The following is a 19,214-nucleotide window of genomic DNA, read 5'->3' as shown; positions in this document are numbered from 1 at the left end:
TCCAGGAGCCTGGCGTACGGAGATGGCCAAGCTGAACGCTCCGTGTGCAAGCTCAGAGATCGTAGTCCCTATCCACAGGCTCACAGCGTCTTCTTGCCATTGCACGAGAAGCATCAGAACGGTTGGCGCCGTGTCGATCGCTCACTTCGGCACTCAACGTTGCTGGCTGGGGCGATCGCTGCCGCGGACCGACTTCGTCGGTCCTTGCCACCGAGCCCGAGGGCTGATGTCCGCTGTACAGCAACGCCGACTCACACAACCGTACGGTGGTGGCCATCCATGCCTGCCGTTCAGAGCGACGTAAAGATGATCCACAGGCCGCATGCCTTGCCCTTGTAAACAGAAGGTGGGGGCTATGTCGCGCACGAAGTAACGGGGCGCGTACGGCGGATTCTGCGGACCACTTGACGACCACGTTGCGTGCGTACAAGCTCACGGAGTGCGGGGAGGCTAGTCGTACAGACGCGAGGGAGCACGATATGGCACTGGACTTTGTGGGCATGGATCCCGACTCGCCGAAGAACGAGTGTCCTGCTGTGTTCGTGGATCCGGAGACGGGCGACATGTACTTCCAGGGCCGGACTGTCACTGATCCGGCAGTCTTGGAGCGCATCGCCCGGGATTCCCCGATCGCTGCTGACGAGTCTGTGGTCTGGCATCCGCAGCGGATGACCCCCATCGTGATGGAGGCCGTCAGCGGCATCTACGAGCGGAACAAGCAGGGCCCTGGCCTGCCGAGCTTCGAGCGGATGCTGGAGAACGCCGAGCGTTCCGCCGTGCATCTGGAGATGCGCGACACCTACGACACGACCGACCCGGCCTTCCTGAAATGGCAGGAGGACGGCAGCACCGACTATGAGTGGGACGACTGGGTCGAGCTGATCGGCGTGGCGGTGGCGCGCGGAGTCCGGATGCGGCGCTTGCGGATCGTGGCCGAACCGGTCAGCGACTACATCCGGTGGGAGCACGCCATCAGCTACGGGAACGTCAAGGCCGGTGAGGAACTGCGCTGGTTGCCGAGGAGGCAGGCGTACGACCTGATGTTGCCCGGCGCGGACTTCTGGATGTTCGATCAGCGCATCGTGCGCTACAACTTCAACGCGGGCGACGGGACAAGCCTGAGGCAGTACGAACACGTCAGCGACCCCCGCCGGGTGGCGCAGGTCGTGGGGGCGTTCGAGATGGCCTGGGAGCGCGCCATCCCGCACGAGGACTACCGGCCCTAGAAGTTACGAGTGCCGCTTTGCCTTCGTCCACCTCTTCCTCCAGCGTCCAGGCGGCGCGGCGACGCTTGGCTGACCAGCTTCGGGAGATCCGACAAGACGCGGGCCTGACTGGGCGCAGGCTCGCGGAGCTGGCCGGGTGGCACGGCGTATCCAAAGTCTCCAAGATCGAGCACGCTGCTCGACCGATCACGGCAGCGGATCTGCGGGTGTGGTGCCGGGTGTGCGATGTCCCTCCGGAGCGGGAACAGGAGTTGCTCGCCGAGCTGCGCGACGTGGCCGGGATGTGGGTGACGTACAAGCAACTCAACCGGGGCGGCCTGAAGAGGGCACAGGAGTCGGTGCGCGAGGAGTATGAGCGCGCCCGCCTCATGCGGGCCTACCAGACGAAGGTCATCCCCGGCCTGCTGCAAACCGCGGCGTACACCACGGCCGCGCTCACCCAGGTGCGCCTGGAGCAAGGCGTGGACGTGGACGACGTCGCCGCAGCGGTGGCCGAGCGGATGGATCGGCAAGGCTGCCTGCGGCGGCGGGATGCCCGGTTTCTGTTCGTGCTGGAGGAAGACGTCCTGTGGTACCGGCCGTATGCCGACGAGGTACACGCCGAGCAGCTACGGCACCTGCTGGAGGCAATGCGCCGGCCATCGGTGTCGCTCGCAATCATCCCTCGCACGGTCCATCGACGCGGTGTGGCTCCGGACGAGTCGTTCGACATCACCGACGAGGAATCGGTGACCGTGGAGCTGGTGTCCGGCTACTTGACCATCACCAACCCCTCCGAGATCGCCATGTACCTGCGCGCGTGGGATCGGCTGCACGCCTTGGCCGTGGTCGGCGAGCCGGCGCGGCGGCTGATCCAGCAGGCACGGGAGGCCCTGTCGAACGGGTAGTGGGCAAACCTCGGCAACTTCATTGAGCCTGGTAGAGGGCCATGCCTACGGTCGGTGCGTGCTCCCTGTACAGACAGTGAGGAATCCGATCACGACCAGCTTCCGGGTGCCGTTCGTCATCGGCTACACCGGGGATGTCGTCCGGCAGTCGTTGAAGTTCGTGCCACGCCCAGGCGGGCTGAAGCTGAGCTACGACGCGCCGAGAGCGGGGGACTGGGCTTATGGCGTACTGCGGCTTCGGCAGAACTTCAGACGGTCGGGGCGGCCGGACTTCAAGACGGTGAACACGCGGCGGCAGTGGCGCTGCATGGCCAAGCGGCTGTGCCAAGTGTGTGCGCGCTCAGCGGTGGATCCGGACACGGGGCGGATCTCGTGGCTCCTGTCGTCCGAGGGAGGCTGCCACGAGCGCGACGGCTTCACCAACGCGCCGCCAACATGCAAGGCATGCATCCCCGAGGCGATCACCTATTGCCCGCATCTCCGGCACAATGCCATGGTCGTGACCGTTGGCGACAGCATTCCGTACGGAGTGCGCGCTGATCTGTTCTTGCCCTGCCTACCGCCCGTGGTGCCGTACGAACGCAATGCGGTCGTCCTCCTGAGCGATCCCGACCTCGAACTCGCACTCGCCCGCGAGCTACTCGTCCGGCTGAGGGACGTGCGGCCCGCTCGGATCGAGCGATGATGGGTGAGGTTCTGGGTGACGATGGGGGCGCACGAGCCCGGACGCTGGCGAACTCCAAATGACTGTCTCCGCAGCTCAGTGGTGGTTCAAGCCCTGGTGCGGATCACGGGTGAGTGGCTCTGGGAGCAAGAAGTCGGGGATTGGCCTTCTGAGTGGCCAAGTTTCCGATATTTGCTTCTGATGCAACAGATAGTCACGCGGCAGGAGACGTGGCCACAAGCAGGTTTCACGGATCTCGTTTCCAGTATTCCGGAGTGACTCCGGACTGTCTCACTTGCTCAGCGAGTTCGGTCTGTCCTTGAGCTTTCAGCAGCTTAACCCACTGGCGGGTCATGGAATCGGCGGTGAAGATGTGGGGGGCATCGCCGGCGTTCAGCCGAGTGAACAGCACGGTGGCGGCCTCCTCAAGATTGCCCTGCCTCTCCAGCCAAGTTGCCAACTTCGTAGCCGCAGGCGCGTTGCCGTCATCAGCCATACTGCGCAGCTCGTCGATTCGCCCTTCGCGGATCAGGAAGTCGCACAGACGGTATTGGGCATATTCCTCGCCTGTGTTCGCGAGCGCCCTCAGCTCGTCGATACGCCCCTGATCCAGTAGGAGGCGAGCCCATCGGGATGCCGCCCAGCTATAGCCAGTCTCGGCCACTCGCCTCAGCTCGTCCGGTCGGTGCTGGGCCTGCAGTTCGGCCAGTCGGCTCGCGGCTGTCAGGTCGCCGACTTTTTCCCGTGCATGCAGCAAGGCCAGGCCTTCGTCAACACGGCCCTGCTCAACTAGCAGTTCCGCCAGCCGAGGAGCGGCGTGCCAGTCACCAAGCTCCGCTTGGAACGGCGTACCCGGTTTCTCATTGAGTCGAGCGATCAAATCGGCGAGTTCTGAGGCCTTAGGCCACGTCCGTGCTGTAGCGCGAGTGGCCAGCTCTTCTGCCGCCTCTTCCCACCGCTCATTGATTGACAGAATGACGATCAGTCTGAGCGCGGCGATGTTCTCCCCCTGATCCGCAACCGCCCGTAGGACCGCGGCGGCGTCCCCAATCTGGCCCATTTTTTCCAGCGCCCGAGCCAGTTGCAGTATGCCGTCGATGTCTCCGGCCTCGGCCATGCTGCGCACGACGTCCAAACCCTCTTCGGAGTGACCCTCTGCGATCAAGACCTCGGACAGACGCACGCCCGCGTAGAAGTCACCCGCGTCCATGGCTCGGCGATACAGGCGTTCCGCAAAGCTGTACATCACTCGCTTCCGGGCACTGTCAGCCACTCGGGCCAGGTCGCCAGGTTCCTTCAACCAGGTAGCCAGTGCATGCCAGATCTCCGGTGGGACAGGCTCGGAGCGGCGTTCCGCGGCGATGTGCTGCTTTAGATAGTCGGCGAGAACGTAGCCCGTGATCTCACCCATGTTCTGGGCGACTGGTGCCAGACACGCGGCCGCACCGTGCACGAGGTGGGTGGTGTCTGCGATGGCTGCTGTGAACCAGTCGGGTGGCGCCCCGCCCCGAGTTCGTGCATCGCAATAGGCAGGAGCTGCGGCCCGGAGAAGGCCTGGGGGCAAGGGGCCATGGGCACCCAGGCGGAAAGCGTCGACGGCGACCGTGAGTATCGCGCGCTCGTAGGGATCGGCGTTGACCCACCGCGCGACCAGTTGTGGGGCCGCAGCCATGGTCTGAGCGAACCCGTAATCGCTCGACTCCAGCGCGAGCCGAACGCGCGGATCAGCATCAGCGGTTCGATGGGCCCGCTCGCGTTCGGTGTCACTGAGTCCGCCGCTGATGTGGACGACATCAGCTAGATTCAGCAACTCCCGTTCCCGCGCATAAGGGTCAACGGCGCCACCAGCCGGCGGGCTGGTGTAAGCGCTGTAGTTGTCGGGCCACAAGGTCGCGACGATAACCGCGCCGTCGTGCAGTAGGGCTCTCACGGTGTCCGCAGCTAGCCCATCAGGTCCGTCCAGATAGCGCTGGAGCTCATCAAGCCACACCACGGTTCTGGCAACGGTCTCTGTAGCCAGGACGCGGACTCTGGCCACATCGCCCGGGTGCAGCAGCCACCACTGGGGCATCAGCGCCTGAACCGCCTCGAACGCGCACCGGGTTTTGCCTACCGATGAGCCTCCTACGAGCAGCACAAGCCCACCGCGCGCCATCGCTTTCCGCAGGAGGGCGCGTATTCCGTCTGGCGCGGTGTCCGTGTCCCTGGGCACGTAGGTCGGGAGCTCGCCTGTGGCTCCGGGAGCCGAGATAGCCGCATGCACGCCCAATCGCCGCGGCAGCGCCTGCGCGACCCTCATCATGCCTAATCGCGACGGACGGTCCGTCAGGGCGCGCTCCCAGGCTGCCCGCCAGCCGGTCTGCTCTGTCCCGACGATCCCGCAGGCCCGGAGAAATACCGACAGCGTTTCTTCTGTGCAGCGTCCACGTCTGAGGAGGTTGCTCAGCGTGCTGGCGGGCAGGCGCTCTGGTCTCGCCGCTCGGTCAAGGCCCTGGTAAGAAAGCCGCCGTTCCGCGCGCAGCGCGTCCAGCGCTGCGGCCAGCTCAGTGGGAGTGTGTATTGCCGCCGGATCTGGTGCCGAGCCCATCCCGTCGTCCTCTCACATGTCGCAGCATTCGCTTGCGCAGCTCGAACACCGGCGAACCGTTAGCCCAGTCTGCCCTGTACGTCGGAGAACCAAGATGCTTGTTCGGCTTCTTCCGACTTTGTGGCCGAACCCCCAGCGGTCGGGCTGCACTGCTCCTGTATTCGGCACGAGCAGAAAGGCAAGCATGTGGAGTACATTCCCCAATTACTTGCACTGGCGGTTGGCCTGGTGAACATGACTCTCGCTGCTACCAAGTTGGTCAGCGCCTGGGCTGAGCATCGGGGCAGGAGGAGGTCCGGCAAGGTTGACCGACCTCAAGACGAGCCGACAGCCTAGGACGGTACTCATCGTGACGGGACACGGCGGGGAGACACTGCTTGTTGGTGGTGCCGTGTCCATGTTGCTACGCCCCAGACGCAGGTAGGACCAAGCCTGTGAACGGAGGGTTAGCTGGCGCCGAGTGAGTGACCAAGTGGGTGACAATCGCGACGCACGCTCTCGGACGCTTGGGGACTCTGGTGGATCGTTATTGCTGGTCAAGCGCCGCTCGATCCGAGATGCTACCCCCACGTAAGTGGCTTTGGGAGCAAGAAGTCGCAGGTTCAAATCCTGTCGCCCCGACCAGCATGATCAGCAGGAAGGCCACCCCAGAAGATCGGGGGTGGCCTCTTGCTTGTCTACAGCTCGTCGGAGCGACCGGAACGTGGTGCCTGGGCTTGGAACGGCTGATCGCCCGGCCCTGGACCCGAAGCCGGGATGCGGTGTCCCGGCTCGCCGCCTTCGTCGCCGACTACGGGGTGGAGTGAGCGGTGTCTCCCGGCGGGGTGTCGTCGTCGAGACCCTCATCGGTGTCGGGGTGTTCGCTGCGCCGGCTGCGTCCGTGGTACTCCGAGTCGGGGTCGCTCTCGGCCTGGGCGAAGGGGTTGAACGGAGAGGTCTCCGGGGGGTCAGGGGGACTGAAGGGCTTGAATGGCGGAGTCCAGGCGGCGGACTCCTGGGGGTCCGTTCCGGAGAAGGGTACGGGCGAACTGGGCTCGGACCGCGGGTTCTCCTGTCCGTAGAGCGCGCCGGGTAGGGCACTTTCCTGTTCGTCGCGGGCGGCGGCCTCGAGGGCTTCCAGGAGTTGCAGCCTCCACTGGTCGCCCTCGTCGGGCTCGGGAGTGCTGGAGTGGGGGGAGACCGCTGGGATGGGTTCCGCGTATCCGGCGGTGGCCAAGCGGGTCCCGCGGCGGGACTTGGCCACCAGCATCATGAACACGACCAGCAGGGCCGCTACGACTACCACGGCCGAGGTGATCACCGTTGGAGTGGACAAGCTCGACAAGGGGCTGGTGACCGCGGCGTTGAGGTGCGTGGGGAGGGCTCCTGGCGTGGTGCTGGACGCCGTCGGCGTGGCAGCGGTGTCCTCCGCGATGGCGAGCTCGGTTGTAGGGGTCGTGGTTGGCGTGGGCGTGGACGAAGTGGTGGTCGCCGCTTCAGTGGAGGTGGCGGTCGGTTCGGCTTCGGAGGTGGCCGCGGCTGACGGTGAGTCCGACGTCGTGGCGGTATTCGTGGGCGAGGGCGAGCCCGGTGCCGTGGAGGTGTCTGTGGGGGAGGACGAGTCGGATGTTGTGGGGGTGGGGGTTGGGGTTGGGGTAGTTGATGACGAATCCGACGGAGTGGTGGTGGGCGTGGAGGAAGGCGTATCGGAGGTGGGAGTGGCAGTCGGTGTGTCTGACGTGGGCCGTGGAGTAGCTGTGGTCGAAGGCGCGTCGGATGTCGAGGTGGGTGTGGCTGATGGTGCGTCGGAGGTCGACTGGGGAGCGGTCGGGTCAGCGTGGTGGTCGGGCCACTGCTGCTGGCCCTCGTCGCTGCTGGACCGCTCGTCGGGCGTCCGGTGGCCGGGTTGGTCGTCGGTGATCTGCGCGTCGGTGGACCGGGGGCCCGGTTGTTCCTGGGGGACGTGGGTGACGGATCGTGCCTCGGAGGTTCGGTCGGCGGGTTGCTCTTGGGGCCGGTGGGGGCCGGGTTGTGCCTCGGTGGTCTGGTACCACGAGGTCGACTTGAAGGCCGCGTCGATGAACTTCTGAATCTCTGATGTCATGGAAATGTGGATCTCCCGGACTAGGCCGGATTTACCCATGCAGATCCTGACACAAGTGATGATTAAGGACTGATGTGGCTAAACCGGAAGCCTGTGGTAGGGCGAGGGTACCTTGCCATTTGCGCAGGTCAAGTGTCACTCAAGAGATGACTAAGAGATCATCTATGAGTAAAAGGCCAGGTCAGCTGCTCTGTCCTAAAAGCTATATAACGTGAACTATGTAGAAAGATCTACCAAATTCCGTAGCCTTTACCCCCGGCTTCCGCGGGTTTGCGAGGGGAGGCCGGACGTGTACGTGTGGGGTCACGAGGACGACAGCCGTTCCTCGGTGTCAGCTGATCGGTGCCCTCCGCGTGTAGTTGCGCGGTATCGCGACAAACCACGACGTACTACCTTGGCGCGGTGAATTCGATCATTTCCCTCTTACTCGCCGCGGCGGTAGCCGCGCCGGGCGCGCCCGACAAGGGGCGCTCGGAGCCGGTGGCGGACCCCGTCTACCCCGCCTACGGCAGTCCCGCGATCGACGTCCTCCACTACGGGCTGGAGCTGGACTGGAAGCCGTCCAAGCGGTTGCTCACCGGTAAGGCCCTGCTCACCGTCAGAGCCGTCAAGAAGATCGACAAGATCGCGCTCGACTTCGGCCACGCGTTGCAGGTGGACGAGGTGACGGTCGCGGGTAAGCAGGTCAAGGCCCGGCATCCGGGTGACGACCTGGTGATCCCGTTGCGTTCCCCGATGGCGGCGGGCAAGCGGGTCCAGGTGGCCGTCCGCTATCACGGCACTCCCAAGCCCGTACGCACCGGGCAGTACCGCTCCGACACGAGCACGCTCGGGTTCCGCTCGGCGGGCGACGGGTCGGCGTGGGCGTTGCAGGAGCCGTACGGGGCCTTCACCTGGTTCCCGGTGAACGACCAGCCGTCCGACGAGGCGCGCTACGACGTGGCGGTCACGGTTCCGCGCGGGTGGGCGGCCGTGGCGCACGGGCGGTTCCAGGGCCGGAAGGGGAACACCTACCGCTGGCGGTCGACCGAGTCGGTGGCCAGCTACGTCACGCTGCTCACCATCGATCACTACGATCGCTTCAACGACAAGGGGCCGCGCGGGATCCCGATCACGTACTGGCTCCGCAAGGGCGACCACTCGCAATACCTTCCCGTCGTACGGCAGACGCCGGCCATCCTGCGCTGGCTGGAGAAGCGGCTGGGGCCATACCCCTTCTCCAGCGCGGGTGTGGTCGTCACCAGCGACTCGGGGATGGAGACCCAGCAGATGGTGACGCTGGCCCCTGACTTCCTCACGCCCAATGTGGTCGCGCACGAGATGGCGCACCAGTGGTTCGGTGACGCGGTCACGCCCCGGACCTGGCGGGACGTGTGGCTGAACGAGGGCTTCGCGATGTACTTCGAGTGGCAGTGGGCCGGCGACCACGGGTCCAAGAAGCTGGAGAGCTATCTCAGCGACGCTCGGGCGGTCGACGGGCAGCTGCGCAAGATGGCGGGGCCGCCTGGGCACTACAAGTCGGACATGTTCGGGGCGAGCAACGTGTATTACGGTCCCGCGCTGATGCTGCACGAGATCCGCAAGCAGCTCGGGGACAAGCGGTTCTTCGCGACGCTGCGAGCGTGGGTGCAGGAGCACAAGGGGACCACGCAGGACCGGGCGTCGTTCGTGTCGTGGCTGAACAACAAGACAGGGGAAGATTTCACCGCCCTGATCGACGACTGGCTCGACTCGCCGACGACGCCGGCGACATCGTAAGGGCTAGCCCATGAGCCGTCGCACCCGTACGTGCACGTGCGGGTGCGTGGCCATCAGGCGGCCCTTCTTCGTACGGCCGGCCACCAACCCCAACGCGGGCACTCCGCGCCGCAGGTCCGTGAGGGGGATGCCGTCCTCCTCGTGCACCTTGAGCAGCGCCGAGGCGAGCAGGCCCGGCTGGCCGAGCAGGTCGGCGGCGGCGCGGTCGGCGGCCAGTTCCCTGGAGCGGCTGAGCCAGCGCAGCGGCAGGTGCGCGATGAAGCTGGCCAGCCCCGCGGCGGCACCACCCGCCAGCATCGCCAGCCCGATGAACAGCCCAAAGGGGAACTCCTCCAGGAACAACCCCGGAGCCTCCACCGCAACCCGCCCGGTGCCCTTGGCGAACGTCGCCAGCGCGATCGCGAACGAGCTCGCCAGCGTCATCACCGCCACGTCCTTGTGCCGGATGTGCGCGATCTCGTGCGCGAGCACCGCGGTCAGCTCACCCGGCTCCAGGCGGGCGCGCAGCCCCTCGGTGACGATGATCGTCGAGCTGCGCCGTGAGCGGCCGACCGTGTAGGCGTTCGGGGCGGGCGACGGGCTGATCGCCAGCCGCGGCTTGGCCACATCGCTCAAGGCGCAGAGCCGATCGAGTACGGCGTGCAGCTCCGGCTCCTGCTCGGCCGTGACGTACCGGGCCCTGGTCATCCGCCGCGCCATGGCCTCAGTGGACCACCACTGCACGAGCAGGACGAGGACGGCTCCGAGGGCGACGTACAGGACTGGAACCTCTATCAGCACGAGACCGGCCAGAACAGCCGAGTAGATGGCCACGAGCAGGGCCATAGGGATGAGCATGCGCACCTTCGGAACCTCCAGCCGACGACGACGGGCCGGAAGGTCTCCCTCGCCACACAGGGCCCGCCTGACCGGGCCGAGCGGGCCGTCATGACGATCAGGCGTGTTCGGAGGTACTCCCCTTCACTTCAAGAAAGGGTAATAAATCAGGCCTCGGTACGGAAGAGGGCCCACACAGCTTTGCCACCCCGAGCCAGCGGGTCCCAGCCCCAGCACTGGCTGTAGGTCTCGACGATGTAAAGGCCGCGACCGTTCTCGGAGATGAAGTCGGGCTCCTTGGGGGTGGGGATCTCGTCGCTCGGGTCGGCCACGGCCAGCAGCACGTGGGGGACGACCCGCATCAGCAGCAGCTGGATCTCCCGCCGGCCTCTGGCGTACATCGCGTACCTGACCGCGTTCGTGACCAGTTCGGACACGACCAGTGCGGCGTCATCGCCCAGTTCCGGCAGACCCCACCCGCGTAACGTGGAGCGCGTCACGTCCCTGGCGGTCTTCACCGAGTCGGCCTGGAAGGGCAGCGGACACGAGGTCGTGTACGGCTTCCCGGCGCTCAACAGGCTGTCGAACCCCACCTCACGGGTGATCTGCAGGCAATCGGCAGTGGCCAAGGGGTCCTCCACCATCCCGCCGATACCTCCCGATTGCTTCTGGGTTCGTGCATGTTTGGCCCAATATGCACTAGGCCATCATGGGACACGACTCCCGGTCGCTGCAAGACCCAAATGCACGTGCATGTGCAATGTGCAGCCGCATGGGCGGTTACCGGTAGGGGTATCCAATTCGGACACCAGGTTGAGACCTTGTCATACGCGGCAATGTGGTGTCACTGTGTGTGCGGACCTTGATAGGAGGCAGAGTGACGCAGAACCAGCCGGGTTCCGGCCCTACGGCGCTGCGCATCCTCCTGGGCTCCCAGCTGCGCAGGCTCAGGGAGGGGAAAGGCGTTACTCGCGAGGAAGCGGGCCACCTCATCAGGGGGTCCGAATCCAAGATCAGCCGCATGGAGCTGGGTCGCGTCGGCTTCAAGGAGCGCGACGTGGCCGATTTGCTGACTCTTTACGGGGTCGTGGACAACCAGGCACGCGCAGCCGTACTCGATCTGGTGGCCACGGCGAACGAGCCCGGTTGGTGGCACCGGTTCAACGACATCCTGCCCACGTGGTTCCAGGCGTACGTCGGCCTCGAGGAGGCAGCGGCCAGGATCAGGACCTACGAGGTTCAGTTCGTCCCCGGCCTCTTACAGACCAAGGAATACGCCCGGGCGGTGGTCACGGCGGGCTCGGCCGGCATCGGTGCGGAGGAGATCTCCCGCCGGGTGGATCTCCGGCTCGAACGCCAGCGCATGTTCGACAGGCCCGACGGCCCGGTCTTCTGGGCGGTCATCGACGAGGCCGCGCTGCGCCGCCCCATCGGCGGCGCCGAGGTGATGCGGGCCCAGCTCGAACACCTCATCGACCTGATGCGCCAGCCCAACATCACCATCCAGGTCATGCCGTTCAGCTTCGGTGGCCACAGTGCCGAGGGCGGGGCGTTCACCGTCCTGCGCTTCCCCGATCAGGACCTGCCGGACGTGGTGTACGTCGAGCAACTCGCCAGCGCTCTCTACCTGGACAAACGCGAGGACGTCGACCGCTACACCGAGGTGATGGAGCGACTCTGCGCCGTCAGCACGACGCCCGATGAGACCATCGAACTGCTGCGGGTGATCGCCGAGGAGTTCTGACGGGTCGTCTCGTCGTCGTTGGGTACGCATCTACCCTAGACTGGCGAACGGCGCTTGGATCCCGCCAAGGCGGAGCATGCCCAGCGCCGCTCATGTGGGCGCGGCGCGTGAGCCGTACCAAATCTGGACGCGCCCGCGATCACTCGAAGCTTGATCAAGGAGACCACCCCGTGAAGACCGCTGTCGAGGAGCTCAGCCCGACCAGGGTGAAGCTCACTGTCGAGGTGCCGTTCGAAGAGCTGCGCCCGAGCCTGGATGCGGCGTACAAGAAGGTCGCGCAGCAGGTGCGCGTCCCCGGGTTCCGCCCTGGCAAGGTTCCGGCCCGCATCATCGAGCAGCGCTTCGGCCGCGCGGTGGTGCTGGAGGAGACCCTCAACGACGCGGTGCCCAAGCTGTACGGCCAGGCCGTCGACGAGGTCGACGTCTTCCCGGTCAGCCAGCCTGACATCGAGATCACCAAGATCGAGGACGGCGAGCAGGTCGAGTTCACCGCCGAGGTGGACGTCCGGCCCAGCTTCGACGTACCCGACTACGCGGGCGTCGAGATCACCGTCGACTCCGCCGAGGTCGCCGACGAGGACATCGACAGCCAGCTCGACGCGCTGCGCCAGCGCTTCGCCACGCTGACCGGTGTCGAGCGCCCCGCGGCCGCCGGCGACTTCGTCGTGATGGACCTGCGCGCCGAGATCGACGGCGCCAACATCGAGGAGCAGCAGGCCAACGAGGTCTCTTACGAGGTCGGCGCCGGCTCCGTGCTGCAGGGCCTCGACGACGCGCTCGTGGGCATGTCCGCGGGCGAGGAGAAGAGCTTCAAGACCGAGCTGGTCGGCGGTGAGAACGCCGGTGAGGAAGCCGACGTCATCATCACCGTCAAGACGGTCAAGGAGAAGGTCCTGCCCGAGCTCGACGACGAGTTCGCCCAGCTGGCGAGCGAGTTCGACACGCTCGGCGAGCTGAAGGACAGCATCCGCGAGCAGGCCCGCCGCAACAAGCTGGTCGACCAGGTCGTCCAGGCCCGTGAGAAGGCTGTCGACGCGCTGCTCGAGAAGATCGAGATGCCTATTCCCGACAGCGCGCTCAAGGCCGAGGTCGACGCTCGCAAGCACAACCTCGAGCACCAGATCGCCGAGAGCGGGCTGAGCCGCGACGCCTTCTTCCGCCTCTACCAGACGACCGAGGAGGAGCGCTTCGCCGAGTTCGACAGCAGCTCCGCCAAGGCCATCAAGGTGGGGTTCGTCCTTGACAAGATCGTCAAGAGCGAGGAGCTGGGCGTCTCCGAGCAGGAGCTGACCAACTTCGTCGTCCGCCGGGCCATGGAGATGGGCGTCCAGCCCAACCAGCTGGCCCAGCACCTGGCCGACAACGACCAGCTCACGCTGGCCATGGTCGAGATCGTCCGTGACAAGGCCAAGTCCGTCGTCGGTGACGCCGCCAAGGTGGTCGACTCCGAGGGCAACGAGGTGGACCTCAAGGCCATCTACACCGAGCTCAACGGCGCGGAGGCCGAAGAGGAGCCCGCCGACGAGTCGGCCGAGGAGAAGGCCGACGCCTAGCCACAGAAACGGCACCAAGCCCCCGATCCGGATGGTTCGGGGGCTTCGCGCTGCTCGGCGCGCCCTTACCTGCGCCGTCAGCGAACAGTAGGCAGACGGGGCATGACCTGTGTGCCCCGCGCGTTAGGGTCACAGGCAAAGCCAATCGATTACGACGCATCGGAAGGTGACGCTGTGACCAGCCCGCCGACCTTCTATCAGCCTGAGTCGCGAGGCCGTGAGAACGGCTCGTCCTTCCGGCTTGAGGACCAGCTTTACCAGCGCCTGCTGCGCGAGCGCATCATCGTGCTCGGGCAGGAGGTGAACGACGAGATCGCCAACCGGATCTGTGCCGAGCTGTTGCTGCTCGCGGCCGACGATCCGGACCGTGACATCTGGCTCTACATCAACTCGCCTGGCGGGTCGGTGACAGCCGGCATGGCCATCTACGACATGATGGAATATGTGCCCAACGACGTGGCCACGGTCGCCATGGGGCTGGCCGCCTCCATGGGGCAGTTCCTGCTGTCGGCGGGCGCGAGAGGCAAGCGCCACGCACTGCCGCACGCGCGCATCATGATGCACCAGCCGTCCGGCGGCATCGGCGGCACCGCCGCCGACATCGCCATCCAGGCCGAGCAGATGCTCTATGTGAAGAAGACCCTGGCCGAGCGGATCGCGTTCCACACGGGGCAGTCGCTCGACCAGATCGAGTCCGACTCCGATCGAGACCGCTGGTTCACGGCCGAAGAGGCCAAGGACTACGGCTTCATCGACCAAGTCGTGCGCAGCGCGAGGCAGGTGCCCTCGCAAGGCGCCGTCTCCTAGGGGAGTTGAAGTGAACATCGAAAGCCGGTACGTTCTCCCCTCCTTCGTCGAACGCACGTCCTATGGCGTGAAGGAGATGAACCCGTACAACAAGCTCTTCGAGGACCGCATCATCTTCCTCGGAGTGCAGATCGACGACGCGTCGGCCAACGACGTGATGGCCCAGCTGCTGACGCTGGAGTCGCTCGACCCCGACCGTGACATCAGCATCTACATCAACTCGCCGGGCGGTTCTTTCACCGCCATGACGGCGATTTACGACACGATGCAGTTCGTCCGGCCGGAGATCCAGACCGTCTGCCTGGGCCAGGCCGCCTCCGCGGCGGCCGTGCTGCTGGCCGGTGGCACCCCGGGCAAGCGGTTCGCGCTTCCCAACGCCAGGGTGCTCATCCACCAGCCCTCCACCGAGGGTGGCGGCCAGGGAAGCGACATCGAGATCCAGGCCCGCGAGATCCTTCGCATGCGCTCCCTCCTGGAGGAGATCGTGGCGAAGCACTCCGGAAAGCGCCCTGCGGAAGTCCGAAAGGACATCGAACGCGACAAAATTCTCAACGCGGACGAGGCAAAGGCGTATGGTCTGATCGACGACATCATCCCGTCGAGGAAGAAACGAGCTCAGGCCGTCGCTTCCTGATGAGATGTGACGCACCGGAGCGCTGCCCAATAGGGCACGTTCCGGTGCGACTCGCCGCCAGGGGGCTCACTGAGGGCCCAGAAGACGGTAACGTCGAAACCTGAGCGGTTCGGACCCGGTCCGGTAGATACGGATCGCGGGAGCAGGGCGGTCCCACGCAAAGGAGTATCTGGGGTGGCACGCATCGGCGACGGGGGAGACCTGCTGAAGTGCTCTTTCTGCGGGAAGAGTCAGAAGCAAGTCAAGAAGCTCATTGCCGGTCCAGGCGTCTACATCTGCGATGAGTGCATTGACCTCTGCAACGAGATCATCGAGGAGGAGCTCTCCGAGTCCTCTGAGCTCAAGTGGGACAACCTGCCCAAGCCGAGGGAGATCTACGAGTTCCTCGACGCCTACGTCATCGGTCAGGACAAGGCGAAGAAGGCGCTCTCGGTGGCGGTCTACAACCACTACAAGCGGGTGCAGTCCGGCGACCGAGGTAGAGACGACGGTCTTGAGCTGGCCAAGAGCAACATCCTGCTGCTGGGCCCCACGGGCTCGGGCAAGACACTGCTCGCACAGACGCTGGCGAAGATGCTCAACGTGCCCTTCGCCATCGCCGACGCCACGGCGCTCACCGAGGCCGGATACGTAGGCGAGGACGTCGAGAACATCCTCCTCAAGCTCATCCAGGCCGCTGACTACGACGTCAAGAAGGCCGAGACCGGCATCATCTACATCGACGAGGTCGACAAGATCGCTCGCAAGAGCGAAAACCCGTCGATCACGCGCGACGTCTCCGGTGAGGGCGTCCAGCAGGCGCTGCTCAAGATCCTGGAGGGCACGACCGCGAGCGTGCCGCCGCAGGGCGGGCGCAAGCACCCCCACCAGGAGTTCATCCAGATCGACACGACGAACGTGCTGTTCATCTGTGGCGGTGCCTTCGCCGGTCTGGAAAAGATCATCGAGTCGCGCATCGGCAAGAAGGGCATCGGCTTCAACGCCATCATCCGGTCGAAGGAAGAAGTCGACATGATCGACATCTTCTCCGACGTGATGCCCGAGGACCTGCTGAAGTTCGGCATGATCCCCGAGTTCGTCGGTCGTCTGCCGGTCATCACCTCGGTGCACAACCTCGACCGTGAGGCGCTCATCCAGATCCTCACCGAGCCCCGCAACGCGCTGGTCAAGCAGTACCGCAAGCTGCTGGAGCTCGACGGCGTGGAGCTGGAGTTCACCGACGGCGCGCTCGAGGCCATCGCCGACCAGGCGATCCTGCGCGGCACCGGCGCCCGCGGTCTGCGCGCCATCCTCGAAGAGGTGCTCCAGTCGGTGATGTACGAGGTGCCGTCGCGCCAGGACGTCGCACGCGTGGTGATCACCCGCGAGTCGGTGCTCGAACACGCCATCCCGACGCTCGTACCCCGCGACCAGCTCGCTGCGAAGCAGCAGCGCACACCGCGGGAAAAGTCCGCCTGATCCTTTCCCTTTCGGCCAAGCGCCCCGCGGAGTACCACTCCCCGGGGCGTTTCGCTTTCCTCCTTCCCTAGAATTGGTCACTGTGACAACGCCAGAGCTGCCTACCCAGTACACCCCGGCCGACGTCGAAACCCGGAGCTACGAGCGCTGGGTAACCGGAGGTTTCTTCCACGCCGACCCGGGCAGCCCGCGCGTGCCGTACAGCATCGTCCTTCCCCCGCCGAACGTGACCGGCGTCCTGCACATCGGGCACGCGCTCGACCACTCCATCCAGGACGCGCTCACCCGCCGGGCCCGCATGCAGGGGCGCGAGACGCTGTGGCTGCCCGGCATGGACCACGCGGGCATCGCCACCCAGAACGTCGTCGAGCGTGAGCTGGCCAAGCAGGGCCTGTCGCGCCACGACCTCGGGCGTGAGGAGTTCGTGGAGCGGGTCTGGCAGTGGAAGGAGGAGTCCGGTGGCCGGATCCTCGGCCAGATGCGCAAGCTCGGCGACGGCGTCGACTGGTCGCGCGAGCGCTTCACCATGGACACGGGGCTCTCGCGGGCCGTCCAAACGATCTTCAAGCGGCTGTTCGACGACGGGCTGATCTACCGGGCCGAACGCATCATCAACTGGTGCCCCCGCTGCCTCACCGCGCTGTCCGACATCGAGGTGGAGCACAGCGAGGACGACGGCGAGCTCGTCTCCATCCGCTACTCCGACGAGATCGTGGTGGCGACCACCCGCGCGGAGACCATGCTCGGCGACACCGCCGTGGCCGTGCACCCCTCGGACGAGCGCTACGCCCATCTGATCGGCACGCTCGTCGAGGTGCCGCTCACCGGCCGTCAGATCCCGGTTGTCGCCGACGAGCACGTCGACCCGGCCTTCGGCACCGGCGCGGTCAAGGTGACGCCGGCCCACGACCCCAACGACTTCGAGATCGGCCGGCGCCATTCGCTGCCGTCGCTGACCATCATGGACGAGCGCGGCGTGATCACCGCGCATGGGCCGTTCGAGGGACTCGACCGGTTCGAGGCGCGACCCGCCGTGGTCGCCGCGCTCCGCGCCGAGGGCAGGATCGTCGCCGAGAAGCGCCCGTACGTCCACTCGGTCGGCCACTGCTCGCGCTGCAAGACCGTGGTGGAGCCGAGGCTGTCGCTGCAGTGGTTCGTCAACGTCTCGCCGCTGGCCAAGGCCGCCGGTGACGCGGTGCGCGACGGACGCACCCGCATCCACCCGCCCGAGCTGGCCAAGCGCTACTTCGACTGGGTCGACGACATGCACGACTGGTGCATCTCGCGCCAGCTCTGGTGGGGGCATCGCATCCCGGTCTGGTACGGCCCGGCCGGCGAGGTCGTGTGCGTGGGCCCCGACCAGGACCCGCCCGCCGGTTACGTCCAGGACTCCGACGTGCTCGACACCTGGTTCTCCTCAGGGCTGTGGCCGTTCTCCACGCTGGGCTGGCCCGACGCGACGCCGGAGCTTGAGCGCTTCTACCCGACGTCCGTGCTGGTCACGGGCTACGACATCTTGTTCTTCTGGGTCGCGCGGATGATGATGTTCGGCCTGTACGCCATGGACGGCGAGCCGCCGTTCCGCGTGGTGGCGCTGCACGGCATGGTCCGCGACCAGTACGGCAAGAAGATGTCCAAGTCGTTCGGCAACGTCGTCGACCCGCTCGACTGGATCGAGCGCTTCGGCGCCGACGCCACCCGCTTCACCCTGCTGCGCGGCGCGAACCCCGGCGCCGACGTCGCGGTGAGCGAGGAATGGGCGGCCGGCTCGCGCAACTTCTGTAACAAGATCTGGAACGCCACGCGCTTCGCGCTGATGAACGGCGCGGCCACCGGCTCTCTCGACGGGCTCGACCTGACGGCGGCGGACCGATGGATCCTGTCGCGGCTGCAGAGCGTGATCTCCTCGGCCGACGCGGCCTTCGAGGAGTTCGAGTTCGCCAAGGCGTCCGATCTGCTCTACCACTTCGCGTGGGACGAGGTCTGCGACTGGTATCTGGAGCTGGCCAAGATCCAGCTCGGTGAGGGGCTGGAGCATACGCGGCTCGTGCTGGGCCACGTGCTCGACACGCTGCTGCGGCTGATGCACCCGCTGGTGCCGTTCGTCACCGAGGAGCTGTGGCGGGCCGTCACGGGTGGCGAGTCGGTCGTCGTGGCATCGTGGCCGCAGGTCGACTCCGGCCGTACCGATCCGGTGGCCGAGGCGGAGATCGTCGCGCTGCAGGAGCTGGTGACGGAGGTTCGGCGGTTCCGTTCGGATCAGGGGCTGAAGCCCGGCCAGAAGGTGGCCGCGCGGCTCGGGCTGGTCGGCACGGCTCTTACGGGGCAGGAAGGGGCTATTCGCTCGCTCCTGCGGCTGACCGAGCCGTCTGACGCCTTTTCAGCCACCGCCCGCTTCACCGTGGGCGGGGTGACCGTGGAGATCGACACCGCGGGCGCCATCGATGTGGTGGCCGAGCGCAAGCGGCTGGAGAAAGATCTGGCGGTCGCCCGTAAGGAGGCGGCCCAGGCCACGGCCAAGCTGGGCAACGAGCAGTTCATGGCCAAGGCGCCCGAGGACGTGGTCGCTAAGGTCAGAGGGCGTGCGGAGCAGTCGGCGGCCGACATCGCGCGGCTCGAGAGCCAGCTCGCCGGCTTGGTGGTTTGAGCGAGACACACCGGGGGAAGACCTATTCGTTACCGAAGTTGGGTCTTCCCCCGCGCTGGGGCTGCTAGAGTCTTCAACGCAGGGCAGTGGTCCTGCCAAACTCTCTGATCACTTCCGAGCTTCAGGCTGTGTCCGCATGCGATTGGACACGGACGAGAAGTTCGGGTAAGTTTAGAGGGTTGCCCCGGAACGAACCGGATCCGGACGATTTGACAAGAATCGCCCAAATCTGGTAAAATGGGTAAAGCGAAATGTGCGCCTCTCGCAGGTTGGGGAGTACGCGTCCGTTTCTTGAGAACTCAACAGTGTGTTAAAAGCCAGTGCATGATGCACAACCCCGTCATGTCCAT

At 65.9% G+C, this 19,214-nt stretch carries 15 protein-coding genes; 11 read left to right on the top strand and 4 right to left on the bottom strand.

Annotated features, from left to right (window positions below):
* Nucleotides 1-479 precede the first annotated feature (479 nt).
* The 3 genes from AB0B91_RS41430 to AB0B91_RS41420 all read left to right on the top strand — a co-directional run bounded on the left by AB0B91_RS41430 (nucleotide 480) and on the right by AB0B91_RS41420 (nucleotide 2,798).
* Nucleotides 480-1,226, top strand: a complete 747-nt coding sequence (locus AB0B91_RS41430; protein WP_358332311.1) for a DUF6879 family protein — start codon at nucleotides 480-482, stop codon at nucleotides 1,224-1,226.
* A 17-nt stretch (nucleotides 1,227-1,243) separates the two neighbouring features.
* The gene (locus AB0B91_RS41425) at nucleotides 1,244-2,113 is read left to right on the top strand and encodes a Scr1 family TA system antitoxin-like transcriptional regulator (RefSeq protein WP_358332308.1); all 870 of its coding nucleotides are present in this window, start codon (nucleotides 1,244-1,246) and stop codon (nucleotides 2,111-2,113) included.
* Between the two features lie 76 nt (nucleotides 2,114-2,189).
* Complete coding sequence (locus AB0B91_RS41420) at nucleotides 2,190-2,798, top strand: hypothetical protein (protein WP_358332305.1); 609 nt, start codon at nucleotides 2,190-2,192, stop codon at nucleotides 2,796-2,798.
* 226 nt (nucleotides 2,799-3,024) lie between these two features.
* Here AB0B91_RS41420 and AB0B91_RS41415 read toward each other — a convergent pair whose 3' ends face one another.
* Together AB0B91_RS41415 and AB0B91_RS41410 are read right to left on the bottom strand one after the other, a co-directional pair.
* Nucleotides 3,025-4,914, bottom strand: coding sequence for a hypothetical protein (locus AB0B91_RS41415; protein ID WP_358332301.1), 1,890 nt, complete (start codon nucleotides 4,912-4,914; stop codon nucleotides 3,025-3,027).
* 1,240 nt (nucleotides 4,915-6,154) lie between these two features.
* Nucleotides 6,155-6,649, bottom strand: coding sequence for a hypothetical protein (locus AB0B91_RS41410; protein WP_358332298.1), 495 nt, complete (start codon nucleotides 6,647-6,649; stop codon nucleotides 6,155-6,157).
* Nucleotides 6,650-6,656: 7 nt separating this feature from the next.
* Here AB0B91_RS41410 and AB0B91_RS41405 point away from each other — a divergent pair, with 7 nt between their 5' ends.
* Nucleotides 6,657-7,433 carry a hypothetical protein gene (locus AB0B91_RS41405; RefSeq protein ID WP_358332295.1) on the top strand — a complete coding sequence of 259 codons (777 nt, stop codon included), beginning with the start codon at nucleotides 6,657-6,659 and terminating at the stop codon, nucleotides 7,431-7,433.
* 416 nt (nucleotides 7,434-7,849) lie between these two features.
* On the top strand, nucleotides 7,850-9,205 hold the full coding sequence (locus AB0B91_RS41400; RefSeq protein ID WP_358332292.1) for a M1 family metallopeptidase: 1,356 nt from the start codon (nucleotides 7,850-7,852) through the stop codon (nucleotides 9,203-9,205).
* 3 nt (nucleotides 9,206-9,208) lie between these two features.
* Here the strand turns inward: AB0B91_RS41400 and AB0B91_RS41395 are convergent, their stop codons facing one another.
* Nucleotides 9,209-10,030 carry a M48 family metalloprotease gene (locus AB0B91_RS41395; RefSeq protein WP_358332289.1) on the bottom strand — a complete coding sequence of 274 codons (822 nt, stop codon included), beginning with the start codon at nucleotides 10,028-10,030 and terminating at the stop codon, nucleotides 9,209-9,211.
* A gap of 158 nt (nucleotides 10,031-10,188) precedes the next feature.
* Nucleotides 10,189-10,650 carry an ATP-binding protein gene (locus tag AB0B91_RS41390; RefSeq protein ID WP_246654869.1) on the bottom strand — a complete coding sequence of 154 codons (462 nt, stop codon included), beginning with the start codon at nucleotides 10,648-10,650 and terminating at the stop codon, nucleotides 10,189-10,191.
* Nucleotides 10,651-10,898: 248 nt separating this feature from the next.
* On the opposite strand from AB0B91_RS41390, the gene AB0B91_RS41385 reads away from it, so the two are divergent.
* The 6 genes from AB0B91_RS41385 to AB0B91_RS41360 all read left to right on the top strand — a co-directional run bounded on the left by AB0B91_RS41385 (nucleotide 10,899) and on the right by AB0B91_RS41360 (nucleotide 18,864).
* The gene (locus tag AB0B91_RS41385; RefSeq protein ID WP_358332286.1) at nucleotides 10,899-11,765 is read left to right on the top strand and encodes a helix-turn-helix transcriptional regulator; all 867 of its coding nucleotides are present in this window, start codon (nucleotides 10,899-10,901) and stop codon (nucleotides 11,763-11,765) included.
* A gap of 170 nt (nucleotides 11,766-11,935) precedes the next feature.
* Complete coding sequence (tig, locus tag AB0B91_RS41380; protein WP_358332283.1) at nucleotides 11,936-13,318, top strand: trigger factor; 1,383 nt, start codon at nucleotides 11,936-11,938, stop codon at nucleotides 13,316-13,318.
* 174 nt (nucleotides 13,319-13,492) lie between these two features.
* Nucleotides 13,493-14,125 carry an ATP-dependent Clp protease proteolytic subunit gene (locus AB0B91_RS41375; protein WP_358332908.1) on the top strand — a complete coding sequence of 211 codons (633 nt, stop codon included), beginning with the start codon at nucleotides 13,493-13,495 and terminating at the stop codon, nucleotides 14,123-14,125.
* Nucleotides 14,126-14,135: 10 nt separating this feature from the next.
* A complete protein-coding gene (locus AB0B91_RS41370; RefSeq protein ID WP_214637437.1) occupies nucleotides 14,136-14,759 on the top strand; it encodes an ATP-dependent Clp protease proteolytic subunit in 624 nt (207 codons plus the stop codon).
* 174 nt (nucleotides 14,760-14,933) lie between these two features.
* Nucleotides 14,934-16,217 carry an ATP-dependent Clp protease ATP-binding subunit ClpX gene (gene clpX, locus AB0B91_RS41365; RefSeq protein WP_358332280.1) on the top strand — a complete coding sequence of 428 codons (1,284 nt, stop codon included), beginning with the start codon at nucleotides 14,934-14,936 and terminating at the stop codon, nucleotides 16,215-16,217.
* A gap of 82 nt (nucleotides 16,218-16,299) precedes the next feature.
* Nucleotides 16,300-18,864, top strand: coding sequence for a valine--tRNA ligase (locus tag AB0B91_RS41360; protein WP_358332277.1), 2,565 nt, complete (start codon nucleotides 16,300-16,302; stop codon nucleotides 18,862-18,864).
* The last annotated feature ends 350 nt before the right edge of the window (nucleotides 18,865-19,214 follow it).

It is taken from the genome of Nonomuraea sp. NPDC049141 (assembly GCF_040648415.1).
Taxonomy (GTDB): domain Bacteria; phylum Actinomycetota; class Actinomycetes; order Streptosporangiales; family Streptosporangiaceae; genus Nonomuraea.
The sequence above is the reverse complement of the archived record's forward strand: the minus strand, read 5'-3'. Positions and strand labels throughout refer to the sequence as shown.